Annotated in this window: 15 protein-coding genes and 1 tRNA gene; 9 read left to right on the top strand and 7 right to left on the bottom strand. The window is 65.5% G+C overall.

The genetic code is table 11. From position 1 onward, the window contains the following. Positions 1 to 423: 423 nt before the first annotated feature. The gene (gene serS / locus GLA29479_RS21140; RefSeq protein ID WP_057972766.1) at positions 424 to 1,716 is read left to right on the top strand and encodes a serine--tRNA ligase; all 1,293 of its coding nucleotides are present in this window, start codon (positions 424 to 426) and stop codon (positions 1,714 to 1,716) included. A 31-nt stretch (positions 1,717 to 1,747) separates the two neighbouring features. Further along, on the top strand, positions 1,748 to 2,131 hold the full coding sequence (locus tag GLA29479_RS21135) for a hypothetical protein (protein ID WP_144436674.1): 384 nt from the start codon (positions 1,748 to 1,750) through the stop codon (positions 2,129 to 2,131). 137 nt (positions 2,132 to 2,268) lie between these two features. On the opposite strand, the gene GLA29479_RS21130 is transcribed toward GLA29479_RS21135, so the two are convergent. Then, complete coding sequence (locus GLA29479_RS21130; protein WP_057972764.1) at positions 2,269 to 2,847, bottom strand: FMN-dependent NADH-azoreductase; 579 nt, start codon at positions 2,845 to 2,847, stop codon at positions 2,269 to 2,271. A gap of 116 nt (positions 2,848 to 2,963) precedes the next feature. On the opposite strand from GLA29479_RS21130, the gene GLA29479_RS21125 reads away from it, so the two are divergent. The 3 genes from GLA29479_RS21125 (at position 2,964) to GLA29479_RS21115 (ending at position 4,759) form a co-directional block, all read left to right on the top strand. Beyond that, positions 2,964 to 3,989, top strand: a complete 1,026-nt coding sequence (locus tag GLA29479_RS21125; protein WP_144436673.1) for a LysR family transcriptional regulator — start codon at positions 2,964 to 2,966, stop codon at positions 3,987 to 3,989. Positions 3,990 to 4,130: 141 nt separating this feature from the next. Further along, a tRNA-Ser gene (locus GLA29479_RS21120) sits at positions 4,131 to 4,220 on the top strand. 122 nt (positions 4,221 to 4,342) lie between these two features. Beyond that, entirely contained in the window at positions 4,343 to 4,759 is a 417-nt protein-coding gene (locus GLA29479_RS21115) for a hypothetical protein (RefSeq protein ID WP_144436672.1), read from the top strand. A gap of 285 nt (positions 4,760 to 5,044) precedes the next feature. Here the strand turns inward: GLA29479_RS21115 and GLA29479_RS21110 are convergent, their stop codons facing one another. Next, entirely contained in the window at positions 5,045 to 5,452 is a 408-nt protein-coding gene (locus GLA29479_RS21110) for a hypothetical protein (protein WP_057972762.1), read from the bottom strand. 71 nt (positions 5,453 to 5,523) lie between these two features. After that, positions 5,524 to 5,883 carry a hypothetical protein gene (locus GLA29479_RS21105; RefSeq protein ID WP_248842772.1) on the bottom strand — a complete coding sequence of 120 codons (360 nt, stop codon included), beginning with the start codon at positions 5,881 to 5,883 and terminating at the stop codon, positions 5,524 to 5,526. A 260-nt stretch (positions 5,884 to 6,143) separates the two neighbouring features. Between GLA29479_RS21105 and GLA29479_RS21100 the strand changes: the two genes are divergently transcribed. The 3 genes from GLA29479_RS21100 (at position 6,144) to GLA29479_RS21090 (ending at position 8,769) form a co-directional block, all read left to right on the top strand. Continuing rightward, the gene (locus GLA29479_RS21100; RefSeq protein WP_057972760.1) at positions 6,144 to 6,986 is read left to right on the top strand and encodes an energy transducer TonB; all 843 of its coding nucleotides are present in this window, start codon (positions 6,144 to 6,146) and stop codon (positions 6,984 to 6,986) included. A 73-nt stretch (positions 6,987 to 7,059) separates the two neighbouring features. Further along, on the top strand, positions 7,060 to 7,602 hold the full coding sequence (locus tag GLA29479_RS21095) for a hypothetical protein (RefSeq protein ID WP_144436671.1): 543 nt from the start codon (positions 7,060 to 7,062) through the stop codon (positions 7,600 to 7,602). Between the two features lie 219 nt (positions 7,603 to 7,821). Next, positions 7,822 to 8,769: a DUF2268 domain-containing putative Zn-dependent protease gene (locus GLA29479_RS21090; protein ID WP_057972758.1), complete on the top strand. Its 948-nt coding sequence runs from the start codon at positions 7,822 to 7,824 to the stop codon at positions 8,767 to 8,769. 84 nt (positions 8,770 to 8,853) lie between these two features. Here the strand turns inward: GLA29479_RS21090 and GLA29479_RS21085 are convergent, their stop codons facing one another. The 4 genes from GLA29479_RS21085 to GLA29479_RS21070 form a co-directional block, all read right to left on the bottom strand. Next, positions 8,854 to 9,141, bottom strand: coding sequence for a hypothetical protein (locus tag GLA29479_RS21085; RefSeq protein ID WP_057972757.1), 288 nt, complete (start codon positions 9,139 to 9,141; stop codon positions 8,854 to 8,856). 104 nt (positions 9,142 to 9,245) lie between these two features. Continuing rightward, entirely contained in the window at positions 9,246 to 9,782 is a 537-nt protein-coding gene (locus GLA29479_RS21080) for a hypothetical protein (protein ID WP_144436670.1), read from the bottom strand. A 75-nt stretch (positions 9,783 to 9,857) separates the two neighbouring features. Further along, positions 9,858 to 10,763: a LysR family transcriptional regulator gene (locus GLA29479_RS21075; RefSeq protein ID WP_057972755.1), complete on the bottom strand. Its 906-nt coding sequence runs from the start codon at positions 10,761 to 10,763 to the stop codon at positions 9,858 to 9,860. A gap of 37 nt (positions 10,764 to 10,800) precedes the next feature. Continuing rightward, positions 10,801 to 11,505, bottom strand: coding sequence for a cysteine hydrolase family protein (locus GLA29479_RS21070; protein ID WP_057972754.1), 705 nt, complete (start codon positions 11,503 to 11,505; stop codon positions 10,801 to 10,803). Positions 11,506 to 11,768: 263 nt separating this feature from the next. Here GLA29479_RS21070 and GLA29479_RS21065 point away from each other — a divergent pair, with 263 nt between their 5' ends. Next, positions 11,769 to 12,890 (top strand): serine hydrolase domain-containing protein, encoded by a 1,122-nt coding sequence (locus GLA29479_RS21065; protein WP_057972753.1) that lies wholly within the window; start codon positions 11,769 to 11,771, stop codon positions 12,888 to 12,890. Positions 12,891 to 12,922: the final 32 nt, after the last annotated feature.

Here is a 12,922-nt window from a genome sequence, read left to right as displayed (position 1 = left end):
CGTCGCCGCCGGCCCCGGCCGGCGTCGGCAAGGGCGCGTATTGCGGCGTCGTACCGGCCGGCAGCGCGCCGTCGGCGCGATAGAAATCGTCGCTGCGGTTGCGGTTGCTCGACCACACCCACGCGAACAGCCCCAGGCCGATGGCGAAAGCCGCCAAGACCAGCAGCCAGGCCTTGCCGGAAGGACGCCAGGCGGCGAAATCGAAGGAGCGGCGCGACGGAGCGGGGGGCGTGGTCGACATGGGCGGTCCGAATGTGCGTTGGGCCGCATTCTGCAACGAAATGCCCGAAAGCGTCGTCCGTGGCCCGCGATCGCCCGCGATTCGGACCCCGATCCGCCGGCTCCGGCAAGTGCAAGGTTCGCGAAAAGCCCCGAGTGACGCGATAATCTGCGGTTCTTCTTGCCACTGCGACCGGCTACGCCATGCTCGATCCGACCCTGCTGCGCCAACAGCCCGCCGAACTCGCCGCACGCCTGCGCGAAACGCGCGGCTACGCCCTCGACCCGGCCGCGCTGGAATCGCTGGAAAGCGAGCGCAAGCAGATCCAGGTGCGCACCCAGGAGTTGCAGAACCTGCGCAACACGCGCTCCAAGGCGATCGGCCAGGCCAAGGCCAAGGGCGAGGACGTCGCGCCGCTGATGGCCGAGGTCGCCGCGTTCGGCGACGAGCTCAAGGCCAGCGAAGCGCGCCTGGAAACGATCAAGGCCGAGATCGAAGCGATCGCGCTCGGCATCCCCAACCTGCCGCACGCCTCGGTGCCGGCCGGCAAGGACGAGACCGACAACGTCGAGACCCACCGCTGGGGCACTCCGCGCACGTTCGATTTCGAGGTCAAGGACCACGTCGAACTCGGCGCGCGCAACGGCTGGCTCGACGGCGACACCGCGGCCAAGCTGTCGGGCGCGCGCTTCACCGTGCTGCGCGGCGGCCTGGCGCGTCTGCACCGCGCCCTGGCCCAGTTCATGATCGACCTGCACACCGAGCAGCACGGCTACCAGGAAACCAGCGTGCCGCTGTTGGTCAACGCCGACTCGATGCGCGGCACCGGCCAGTTGCCCAAGTTCGAGGACGACCTGTTCGCGACCGTGGTCGGCGAAGGCGAGGCGGCCAGCAAGCGCTATCTGATCCCGACCTCGGAAGTGCCGCTGACCAACATCGTCCGCGATGAGATCGTCGAAGACGCGGCGATGCCGCTGCGCATGACCGCGCATTCGATGTGTTTCCGCGCCGAAGCCGGCAGCCACGGCCGCGACACCCGCGGCATGATCCGCCAGCACCAGTTCGAGAAGGTCGAGCTGGTCAGCATCGTGCGCCCGGACGAGAGTTACGACGAACACGAGCGCATGACCCGTTGCGCCGAAGTCGTGCTCGAAAGCCTCGGCCTGCCGTACAAGCGCATGCTGCTGTGCACCGGCGACATGGGCTTTGCCGCGACCAAGACCTACGACCTGGAAGTCTGGCTGCCGAGCCAGAACACCTACCGCGAGATTTCCTCCTGCTCGAACTGCGAAGCCTTCCAGGCCCGCCGAATGCAGGCGCGCTGGCGCAACCCGGCCACCGGCAAGCCCGAACTCGCGCACACCCTCAACGGCTCCGGCGTCGCCGTCGGCCGCGCCATGATCGCGGTAATGGAGAACTACCAGAACGCCGACGGCTCGATCACCGTGCCCGAGGCGCTGCGCCGCTACATGGGCGGCGTCGAAGTCCTCAGCTGATCGGCCCTCGCGCCGCATGGAAGGCACGCGTATGACCCTCGACACGGAAGCACTCGACTACTACCTGAGCGTCGCGACGATGGTCGGGCCGACCCTCATCGGCTTCTTCGCCCTGCAGTACGCGATGTTGATAGGCCGCAACCGCAAACGCCCCGCGCCGCTGTCCGGCTGGGGCGTGGCCGCACGTGCCGCGGTCGGGGTGATCGTCGGCAGCGCGGCCGGCCTGGGCGCGCTGTGGGCGACCATGTACGTCCCGTCCTACCTCACCGGCGACTTCGAGGGCCTGCCGTGGCTGACGATGTTCATCGCTTTGCCTGTCGGTGGTCTGGTCGGCTTGGGCGTCAGTCATTGCCTGAGCTGGTGGCTGGTAGCGCGGGCGCGTGGCGGCGTCGCGACGACTCCCGTCGCGCCCTGATCTTTCCGGGCTGCTTGCGTTTCGATCGCGCAAGAAAAAAGCCGGGCCTGTCAGGACCCGGCTAATTCCGACGCGGGGGGAGGAAGCGTCGGACTTGGAGCTACACGGTTGGGCGGGGCAGACTCGATCGCGAAGACTTACGCGGCCCGACGCAACGGCAATGGAATCGATGCGTGCGCCGCAGCGAGCGCGTCGGCACGATGCTGAGGCGAGTAAGCCACACCTTCGGCCCGCACGAACTCGACATTCGTCACGCCGATGAATGCGAGTACGTGACGCAGGTAGGTCTCTTGGAAATCGCTCGGCAAATCGGTGTGGATACCGCCGCGGCCGCTGGCCACGATCGCGCGCTTGCCGGTCGCCAGACCCTCCGGTCCCTTCTCGGTGTAGCGGAAGGTCTTGCCGGCCACCGCGATGCGGTCGACCCAGGCCTTCAGGGTCGAAGGAATGCCGAAGTTGTACATCGGAGCGCCAAGGACAATCACGTCGGCCGCCAGGAATTGTTGCAGGATGCGCTCTGACTCCTCGGCTTCGGCCGGATCGGCCTTGGCCAGCGAACGGCCGGTAAGATGCGGAATCGGGTCGGCATCCAGGTCGCGGTAGTCGATCGTCAGGCCCGGCACCTCGTCCTGCCAACGCGCCGCCACCGCCGCGCTAAGCTCACGGGTCACGGAATTGGCGCCCAGGGCGCTCGAATCGATATGCAACAGCTTCATGGTGGACCTCGGTGGCTCGGTCGGAGCCGGTAAAGCGGGCGTCGCCGCGTTGGAGCAAAGTCTGTATCGTTGCTTCGGTGGGATAAAGATGCTTCAATGTCACTTATTGTTCTAATATTGGAACTATCGTCATGCACGATTTGAACGACCTGTATTACTTCGCGATGGTCGTCGACCACGCCGGGTTCGCCGCCGCCGAACGCGCGCTGGGCATTCCGAAGTCGCGCCTCAGCCGCCGCATCAGCCAGCTCGAGACCGACCTGGGCGTGCGCCTGCTGCAGCGTTCCACGCGCCGCTTCGCCGTCACCGAAGTCGGCAACAGCGTCTACCGCCACGCCCAATCGATGCTGGCCGAGGCCCAGGCCGCGCGCGAAGTCGTCGATCGCCTCAGCGCCGAGCCGCGCGGGGTGATCCGGGTCAGCGTGCCGGTCGGCCTGGCCCAGCAGCAGATCCCCAAGCTGCTGCCCGAATTCCTCGCCAAATACCCGCAGGTGCGGGTGCAGTTGAACGTCAGCAACCGCCGCGTCGACATCATCAACGAAGGCGTCGACGTAGCCCTGCGCGTGCGTTCCAAGCTCGACGACGACGGCAGCCTGGTCATGCGCAGCTTCGGCCAGATTCAGGAGCTGCTGGTCGCCAGCCCGAAGTACCTGACCCGCATGGGCCGCCCGAGTAATCCCGACGAACTGTCCGACCACGTCACCCTGAGCATCAGCGAAGACGACGCCCGCCAGCGCTGGGAACTGCACGGCCCCGACGGCGAAGTGCGCCGGGTCGAACTCAAGCCGCGGGTGATGGGCTTCGACTTTCCCATGCTGATGGCGCTGGCCGAGCAGGGCGTCGGCATCACCCTGCTGCCCGAGACCGTCTGCGCCGAAGCCGTGCGCCGCGGCGACCTGGAAGTGGTGCTGCCGAACTGGCGCCTGCCGCAGGGCATCTTCCACGCCGTGTTCGCCTCCCGCCGCGGCCTGCTGCCGGCGGTGCGGGTGTTCATCGACTTCCTGGCTGAGAAGGCCCCGTCCCTGGTCGAGTCCGCGCGCCTGCAGTGCAGCGACATCAAGGGCATCCCGTGCCCCGACAGCATCGCCCGCCACGACAAGAAGCACGACAAGCCGGTGAAGATTTCCGCGCCGGCGGGTTGAGAGTCGCCAGTGCGAGGCCGGCGACGTAACCGCCGGCGGCATGAGAGAATGCCCCGCGCCCGGTGCAAGACCGGGCGCCCAGGGCGGTTCGCAAGGAACCGCCCGCGACGGGTCGAAGGACCGTCGCCGTAAGACCTCAACGGAGAGATGGCCGAGTGGTTTAAGGCAGCGGTCTTGAAAACCGCCGAAGGGTTAAACCTTCCGTGGGTTCGAATCCCACTCTCTCCGCCATCCCAGGCGGGCCGTTTTTGGGGACGCTCTGGCGCGCCAATTCGCTATCATCGGAAGCGCAACCGGGTCGCGGCCCGTCTATCAGGGGTTTGGCCCGCTACACGCACTGTCTCGGGGTTGAGATGTATCCACTGATCATTTGTAGCCATGGCCGCCTCATCATCGCTCCCGAGAATTGGTTCGACCGCATCGGGAGAATTGATTTTTCTGCCAAGACACTGCGTATCAATGTCGGTCGCCGCGGCCAAGCCGGCTTGTCTTGGTTAGTGGATGCAAACGGCCGGTTTCATGAGCTGCATTGGAGAGGACTTGAGCGCACGACCTTTCTTCAGGCGATTCGCCTCGTTCGGCGCGTCGAGTGTTATGCGCTGGCGCCTCCGCGCTCGATTACCGTGGGAGAGCTATCCGCGCTCTCTGCTAACCTGACCGAGGCGTTTGAAGAGGCTCCTAACTCCGCGGGCCTCCGTGCGGTGCTGTCCGGCAGACTTGTTGAGGAACTCGTCTCCCGCGACCTCATGCTTGAGTACCTTGGGGAGTAGTTTCAATACGGTCCGGCAATAGTGGGTCACCTAAGAGCTTCGATTCGGCAGGGAATTGGCTGATCTACTGCGACTCAAGTGGTAAGGCGATATCTATCTCCTGCGGCTCCGCTTGTGGCCCAGAATTCCTGCTGGTGGAGCAAAAGCGAAAGCAGCTTGATCAGGATGCAGTCGACTAGTAGCGGGCTACGTCTGTTGCCGGTCGAAGACGTCGGAGCGTTGAATCGTGCTTGTAAGGTGGGTGCGGGCGTGGACAGGCCCGCCGCGGCGAGAACGATGCTGCCATCAACGGAGCAGCTTCTGGAACACATGGCGAAACCAATCCCCGATAGTGGCCCCTGAGAAGCCCTCGGCATTTCTGTCGCCTGCCAGTTCCTCAAAGATGATGGGTGGAAGCGGCTCGGAAATGTCGAAGAGTTCCTGCGGAACCGAACCGATATCGAAGTCCCAGCACATGTATTCGAGACACTCGAAGGCGCAGAGCTTTTCGAAATCGCTGCTTCCGGCAAGACGCTCGACGAGGAAGCCGTAGTCGTTTCTATAGATGCTCGCGAACTTTCTTCCGGCCAGGGTCGCTTCTGACGGTGCGTACTTGGGCAGGCGAAGATTACGGGGATAGTCCTCCATGCGGCCGGACGCGGCGCATAAGTCGAGGCACTCTAGCCAGTCCTGCCTGATGGTCGTCTTGGTCATGGCTCTGCGTCGGGTCTGTGGCAAGCATTCGGATTAAGGCGGGCGTACCTATACGGAGTCGCTTGCGTAAGTCAGCCTGCCGACGTTCCCGGTGGCTTCCGCTCGCTATCGAAATGCGCCCTCACTGCATCGAGATCGCCCAAGCCAAGGCTAGGCGAACGGGCGCGGAACATCAGGTTCAACTTGTCGTCGGCGCGCTGGATCGCTTGCGGATCGCCGCCAGCCTCGGCGGCCTCGAACTCGTCGCGGGCATCGCTGACGAAGTGGCTGAGCATATCTTCCAGCGCCCACACCGCCATTTCGTACGGCGGGTTGCCGCGCGGATTGGTCGCGGCAGCGTTGAGCGCGCCGGCGAGTGCTTCTATCAGCTCGGGATAGTCCGCGAGCATGTCGCGCAGGCGCGGCGGGACAGGGGGCGTTGTACGGTCCATGCGGTGCCTCATTCCTGGTTCGGGCGATGGATTATTTTAGCGCCGGTGCGGGCGGCTGGCTGATTCTCCGAATACATCGCGCTGTGTAGTTCCGGAAAGCGGGCACTACTCGCGCTCGATTCCGGGCCCTCCACACAAGTGTGATTGTGTTGCAGCCGATTCACCTCTGCATTCGTAACCTCAGGATGGGCTCGGCCGTGCCGGGTCTGTCGATGCGCAGTGTCGCAGGCATCGATCACGGAGTGCCGAGGAGTTATCGAATGAAATTTGCAGCCGTTGCAGCGGCGGTCCTGTTCGCCTTCGGCAGCAGTGCGGTCGCAGGGAAAAACGAACTCGCCGAGGTGCGGGCGCGCTCGGAGATGAGCATGGTCGTCACCGGCAAGGTTCGGGTCGAGGCCGATGGTGCCATCGCCGGCCTCGACTTGGATAAACCAGGCGAGTTGCCGAAAGGCGTGGTCGAGCTGGTGCAGCACACGGTGCCGCACTGGCGGTTCGAGCCGGCCGCGGCCGGCGAGAAGTCGCCGGCGGCGTTGAATATGTCGGTCCGCGTCGTCGGCCGCAAATTGGCCGATGGCAATTACGCGTTGACGATGCGCAGTGCGAATTTCGCCGATTCCGCTCCGGGCGCCGCCCTGAAACGCGGCTCGGCTCACTCGATCGTTTATCCCAGCGCGTTGGCCGGTACGAACGCCTCGGGCACGGTGTATCTGTTGGTTCGGATCGGCAAGGCCGGCGAGGCGCAAGAAGTGTTCGCCGAGCAGGTCAACCTGAGCGTGGTCGCCGACGAGAAAAAGATGGACAAGCTCCGCGAGGAGTTCGCGCGGTCGGCGGTACGCGGCGCCAGGCACTGGAGGTTCGTGGTGCCGAACCAGGACGGCGAAGCGGGTTCGTGGACCGCTCGGGTCCCGGTTACGTATCAGGTGTCCGGCCAGACGCTGCCGAAATACGGTCAATGGGAGGTCTATGTTCCGGGGCCTCATCAGCAGGCTCCCTGGCACCAGGGCGACGACACGGCCGGGCTCGGCGTGGATGCGTTCGCCGATGACGAACCGCAATTGCTGGGGCAGGGGCGTCGTTTGTTGACGAAGCTGGCGCAGGAGTAATCGCGTGCCGCGCACAGGCTGCCGCGCGGCCCTGGACGCCTTGTTTCTCCATTGAGCGGGACGGGAATATCGAATGCATGACCTGAAAAGAACTGCAGCGGCCGTGGCCATGGCGGTGTGGGCACTCGCCGCGAACGCGGCCGAGCTGCCTGCGACCAAGGCCGAGACCAAGACCGAGACCAAGACCAATGCCGAGACCGATGAGCGTGTCGGCAAGATCGAGGAAATGCTTGGCGGAAAGGCCGGGGCGGCCGCGGTCAAGGCCTGTCTGGATGCGCACGCATCGGAGAAGTTCATGCCGATGATCGAGAGCATGTCGCACGCGCATCTGGACGGGGTCGGGATGAGGACCGTCGATATCAGCGGGAAACGCCAGGATTGCTACTACAACGTCAAGACTCGAAGCGTGGAGCGGCTGCATTCGCCTTTCGATGCCTCGGGGCCGCTCTTTCTCGCTGCCGAGACGCATCCGGCGCCACCCGAAGGCGAGTGCATCGTCGCCAAGCGCGTCGAGATCGCAGGCGTGTTCCGGGGCTGGATGGTGGCGCAGCGGCCTGCGCAGGCCGAGCCCGGACCCGATGCCTGTTCGGTGCCGGTTTGGGAGGACATCCGTTAGTTCATGGAGCAGGCGGATTCAAGCCATCGTGGTGCAAAAGGTGGGGATGACTGTCGTCACTTTTGAACGGTGCCCGGGTATGAGGTGATGTACGCGTCGACGCGCCCCGACAAGCTTCGGGCGCGTCGGTTCGTCCCACTCAGCAGCGGACAGGCCTTCGGAAGCAAGCGATCCGAAGTCACCGATGTCCGGCTGCGCAGGCCTTCCAGGATCGAGACCGTGCCCAAGTTCCCGCGCTCCGCCGTTTTTCTGTCCGTGTTCGCCGCCTCCGCCTTCGCGCAGGCGGCGCCCAGGCCGGAACCCAAAATCCTGATCGAAGACGTGACGCGCTTCTATGCCTTGTACGACGCCACCGGCGGCCGTCCGACGGTGGAGCAGATCGACAAGGATTACCTGGCCAAGGGCACGCGCAGCCTGGGCGAGTTCGCCAAGGCCAGGCGGGTGACGGCGCAGAGCATCGCCGACCGGCTGGGCAAGGACGCGGCCGTGTACGCGAAGGCGAAGGAGTGCCTGATCAAACTGCCTGCGGTGAAGCGGCGGGTCGCTTCGGCGTTGGACAAGCTCGCGGACGTGTACCCGGGGGCGCGGTTTCCGCCGGTGGCCATCGTGGTCGGCCGCGGGCGGCCGGTCGGCATGGGCGATCCGAACGGGCTCACTATCGGCCTGGAAGCCCTGTGCTCGGCGGACTTCATGAACCCGGACGCGGAAGACCGTTTCGTCCACGTCATCGCCCACGAGTACGCTCACATCCAGCAAACGGCGCCGACCGAATTCGCAGACGGCGACCCGAACGCCACCGTGCTGCGCGTCGCCCTGGCCGAGGGCGTGGCCGAGTTCGTCGCCGAGTTGACCTCCGGCAACGTCGGCAACGGGCGCCACGCCGAGTGGACGCGCGGCAGGGAGGCCGAGATCGAGTCCGCTTTCGTGCGCGCTATGGACGGCACCGACTCGTCGGCCTGGTTCTCCAATTACCGCGGCCCGGACGAACCCTATGACCTGGGTTACTGGGTCGGCTACCGGATCGTCAAGGCTTACTACCTGGGCTCGAAGGATCGCAAGGCCGCGCTCAAACACATCATCGAGATGGACGACCCGAAAGCCTTCCTGGCGCAGAGCGGTTGGACACCGGGCATGCACTTGCCGGCCAAAGTTTTCGGCGAAGAATGAGGGTGCTTGGCCCTGCATCGCGCGCCGGGTTCGGGTGAACCCGACGGCTTTTTTCCGATTAGGCCGGGCAGGGCCCTGACGAAACTAACGCGCAATGCCGCCGGCGCTTCCGGAGCGGCGCCGGGGCAGCTCTAACGCGTTCACCCGTTGGTTCGCGGTTTGTATCGCAGTTCGAAGCGGTTCCGGATGTTCTTCCGCGGACACACTGATCTCCCTCACCGCGGTTGCAATGACGTCGAGCTCGTACTGCTCTGCCGGAAGGACGGTCAACAATGCCTTGATGTACCGCAGGTACACCTCGCATTGCCCTTCGAGCGCGCTGATGCGCGATTCGAATTCGGCTCGGGTGATCGGGTCGTGCTGCCTGTCCATAACGGTCTCCGATACGGGTAGAGGACGCATTGCGAAGCTTACGCCAGCGATGTTAAGAATGCCGGCACGGCAGGCGTCCCGGCGAACGCCGGCGGCTCGCCCGGCTATCTCGCTGCGTCGATTGTTTCGAGTGCGACCATGCCGGGGTAATCGCGAAGGCTGGGGTAGCGACGACGGTGATAGCAGTCCCAGTAACTGATCACCCTGCGCCGCGTGGTCGCCATGAATCCCGGGTTCTCGCCCGCAAACGCCTGCAGATGGGCGGGAACGGCCTCATTGAGCGATGTCGCGATGGCGTCGACGATTTCGATGACGTATTCGCCCAGCAACTGGACGACGAACGGCGCGACCCAGGTGCGATCGACGCCGAGCACGTCGCGCAGGTACTTTTCGCGAACATGTCCGTCGCAATGGCGGGTGCCCAGGCACTGAGCGAGCAAGCGCGCATCGCCGGTCTCGCGGTCGACGATCGATCGCAGGCGGCCAGGTGCGCAGTAGAGTCGGCAGGGCAGGGACAGGCGCTCGCCGCGTATCAGCAGGTCGGGGCCGGCGATGGTCGGGTGGGCTTGATGCTCCAGCTCGTGCATCAGCCTGGATGCGAACGGCTGCAGTTCTGCGGGGTATTGGGGCTGGTACGTCATGGGAGCTCGCTGCCGGAACTCCGTCGCTCGCCGACGGTCGCGCCTGACAGCGGAAGTTCCGCCCAGGGTGCGAGGTTACTCGATCCTGTTCTGCCGGGCCATAGCGTAGTGCGCCCGCATGTACTCGGTGAACGCGCGGACTTTCGGCGTCAGTTGGCGCGCATGAGGGTAAAGCGCGAAGTAGTGGCGGTGGCCGGCGTGATGCTGCGGCAATACGCACAGCAGACGGCCGGCGGCGAGGTCGTCGCGGACGGTGAGGAAGGTGAGGGCGGCGATGCCCTGGCCGGCCACGACCGCCGCATGCAGGGCGAGGATCGAGTCCAGGCGCAGCCGGCTGCCTAACTTGACCTCGGCTTCTTCGCCGCTGTTTGAGGTCAGCTGCAGAGCAGGGCCATCGGCGGCATAAGCCAACAACGAATGCTGCTGGAGGTCGTCGATGCTACGCGGCAAGCCGCGATGCGCCACATATTGGGGCGTGGCCACGAGCACCCGCTCGGACACCGCGAGTTCGCGCGCGACCAGGCTGCTGTCGGCCAACGGCCCGGAGATGCGGATGGCCATGTCGAAGCCGCCCTTGACCAGGTCGACCATGCGGTCGTCGCAGGACAGGTCGAGGTCGATCTTGGGATGGCGCTGCATGAAGCCGGGCAGCCACTGCCCCAGCTCGAGCGCGCCGATGGCGTGGGGCAGGCTGAGCCGCAGCACGCCGGACGGCAGCTCGGGGTCGGTGTTCAATCGCTGCCGGGCTGCGTCGACCCGGTCGAGGATGTCGACGCAGTCGCGGTAGTACTGGGCACCGGCCTCGGTGGCGGTCAGATGGCGGCTGTTGCGGTTCAACAGGCGCACGCCGAGCTGGGTTTCCAACTGGCCCAACTGGCGCGAGACCGAGGTGTGGGTGGTGCCCAGGCGCTCGGCCGCCTGGGTGAAACTGCCGGATTCGATGATGCTCCGGTAGGCGCGCATGGCCGACAACTGATCCATCACTCGACTCCGGTCGACAGCATTCCGGCGAAGGGTATCAGCGCACCGGCAACGAGAGAATCTGCTCGGTGCTCAGCACGTCGCCGAAGGTGTCCTCGATCTCGGCCAGGGCCGATGCGTGCAACTGGGCGTTGTCGATCTTGCTGCCGTCGCGCAGGTCGAGGTCGCGGGTGGCGGTGGCATCGGAGGACACGATGACCCGGTAACCGCGGGCGGCGGCATCGCGGGCGGCGCCGGCGACGCAGGCGTGCGTTTGCAGACCGGCGATGATCAGGGTGTCGGTACCGGCCTGTTTCAAGGCCTGCTCGATCGTGGCGGCGGAAGTACCGGCGAACACGCTGACCGCATCCTTCTGCACCACCAGTTCGCCCTTGCGCGGCTGCATCGCATCGACGAACTTCACCGTGTTTCCGCCTTTGGCGAACAGGGGCGCGCCCGCCGGCAGGACGTGCTGCACGTGGATCACGCGGATGCGGTGGCGATCGGCCAGATCGATCAGGCGACGCGTCTGCCGCAGTGCCGAATCGGCATCGGCGATCGGCATGCGTCCGCCGGGGAAGTACTCGTTCTGGAAATCGATGACGAGCAGGGCGGTCTTGCCGGCCTGCAGTGCCGACACCGGCGTGGCCCCGGCCATGGCGCGGATGGTGGGGTGGGGGGCCGGTTTCGACGCCTGCGCGTCGATGCCGCCGAGCCCGGCGATGCCGAGCGTCGCAAATCCGATCAGAGAGGAAATTCGCATCCGGGAAGCCTCGTTGTGGTGGAGGCGCCATGATGAAGATCCGCGGGCGAATGCCCAGGCGTCTTTCCGAACAGCAGCTGTGCGGTTTGCGCACAGATCCAGGTGCGCTCTGCGGGTTCCTGCCAGCCGCGCGTCGCCATGCCGGTGTTCGATGCGGGCTTAAACCTTGCAGCCGCGCGATGCATCCCAGGCCCGCTGGATGCGACACCGCAGGACACACCGTCAGCCATCACCTCACCGGCGACTCCGCCTCAGGAACCTCCATGCTGTCTGCAAAGAAGCGCTGCACCACGATTCTCGCCGTTGCCCTGCTGACGCTTCCAAGCCTTGCCGGCGCCGCGAACGCATCCGAGCAAGCCAACGAGCGCACCCGGCAATGGATTCAGCAGACCATGAAGGACAAGCGCATACCGGGCTTGCAGATCGCGGTGGTCGAGGACGGCCGGGTGATCTTGTCCGAGAGCTACGGCCTGGCCAACGTCGAGAACCGGGTGCCCGCGACCCGCACCACGCTGTTTCCGATCAACTCGGCCACCAAGTCGTTCACCGGCGTGGCGATGATGCAACTGGCGCAAGCGGGGCAGGTCGATCTCGCCGCACCGGTATCGCGTTATCTCGACGACCTGCCCGCGGCGTGGCGCAACATTCGCGTGCGCCAACTTCTTGCCCATACCTCGGGGCTGCCGGACATCGTCGATCAGCAAGGCTTGGTCGGCGGGGCCTCCGAAGCGGATGCATGGAAGGCAGTAAGGGAACTGCCGATGGCGGCTCCCACCGGCGAGCGCTTCCTTTACAACCAGACCAACTACGGCCTGTTGGCGCGCATCATCGCCAAGCAGGCGAAGGTGCCGTACGAGCGCTACATCGTCGAGCGCCAGTTCGCTGCCGCGGACATGCGCCGGTCGACCTTCGGAGACAGCTACGACCTGGTCACCAATGCCGCCACCATGTACAGCTATTTCCCGCGCAAGACCGACGCGGAGAACGCCGAACCGCGTCTGTCGCATTGGTTTTACGACATGCCGCAGGGCCTTTGGGCCGGCGGCGGCATCCAGACCACGGCCGATGAAGTGGCGGGCTGGATCATCGCGCTGTCGAACGGGCGCCTGATCGATCGCGCCCAGGTCCAGCGCATGTGGGCGCCGGAAACATTGAGCAGCGGCGCCGACGGCGCCTGGGCGGCCGGCTGGCCGGTCCTGGCGAAGTCTCCCGACCGCCAGCTGGCGGGCATCGGCGGCGCGCGTGCCGCGTTCGTGGTCTATCCGGACCGGCGATTGGCCATCGTGGTGTTGACCAACCTGGTCGGCGCCAATCCGGAAGGCTTCATTCCGCAGATCGCCGAGTTCTACAGGCCGTCGCAAGCGAAGACGAAGCCGGCCGACTGATCCTTCAGCGGCGAACGCGCGCAGGGCGCGCT

The sequence above is a fragment of the Lysobacter antibioticus genome (genome assembly GCF_001442535.1).
Classification (GTDB): Bacteria; Pseudomonadota; Gammaproteobacteria; order Xanthomonadales; family Xanthomonadaceae; genus Lysobacter; species Lysobacter antibioticus.
Note: the sequence above shows the minus strand (reverse complement) of the source record. Positions and strands in the feature narration are given on the sequence as shown.

Bases quoted from the DNA above. Each gene is read 5' to 3' on its own strand.
- serS (WP_057972766.1), top strand. From the start codon at position 424: ATGCTCGATCCGACCCTGCTGCGCCAACAGCCCGCCGAACTCGCCGCA.
- GLA29479_RS21135 (WP_144436674.1), top strand. From the start codon at position 1,748: ATGACCCTCGACACGGAAGCACTCGACTACTACCTGAGCGTCGCGACG.
- GLA29479_RS21130 (WP_057972764.1), bottom strand. From the start codon at position 2,847: ATGAAGCTGTTGCATATCGATTCGAGCGCCCTGGGCGCCAATTCCGTG.
- GLA29479_RS21115 (WP_144436672.1), top strand. From the start codon at position 4,343: ATGTATCCACTGATCATTTGTAGCCATGGCCGCCTCATCATCGCTCCC.
- GLA29479_RS21110 (WP_057972762.1), bottom strand. From the start codon at position 5,452: ATGACCAAGACGACCATCAGGCAGGACTGGCTAGAGTGCCTCGACTTA.
- GLA29479_RS21105 (WP_248842772.1), bottom strand. From the start codon at position 5,883: ATGGACCGTACAACGCCCCCTGTCCCGCCGCGCCTGCGCGACATGCTC.
- GLA29479_RS21100 (WP_057972760.1), top strand. From the start codon at position 6,144: ATGAAATTTGCAGCCGTTGCAGCGGCGGTCCTGTTCGCCTTCGGCAGC.
- GLA29479_RS21095 (WP_144436671.1), top strand. From the start codon at position 7,060: ATGCATGACCTGAAAAGAACTGCAGCGGCCGTGGCCATGGCGGTGTGG.
- GLA29479_RS21085 (WP_057972757.1), bottom strand. From the start codon at position 9,141: ATGGACAGGCAGCACGACCCGATCACCCGAGCCGAATTCGAATCGCGC.
- GLA29479_RS21080 (WP_144436670.1), bottom strand. From the start codon at position 9,782: ATGACGTACCAGCCCCAATACCCCGCAGAACTGCAGCCGTTCGCATCC.
- GLA29479_RS21075 (WP_057972755.1), bottom strand. From the start codon at position 10,763: ATGGATCAGTTGTCGGCCATGCGCGCCTACCGGAGCATCATCGAATCC.
- GLA29479_RS21070 (WP_057972754.1), bottom strand. From the start codon at position 11,505: ATGCGAATTTCCTCTCTGATCGGATTTGCGACGCTCGGCATCGCCGGG.
- GLA29479_RS21065 (WP_057972753.1), top strand. From the start codon at position 11,769: ATGCTGTCTGCAAAGAAGCGCTGCACCACGATTCTCGCCGTTGCCCTG.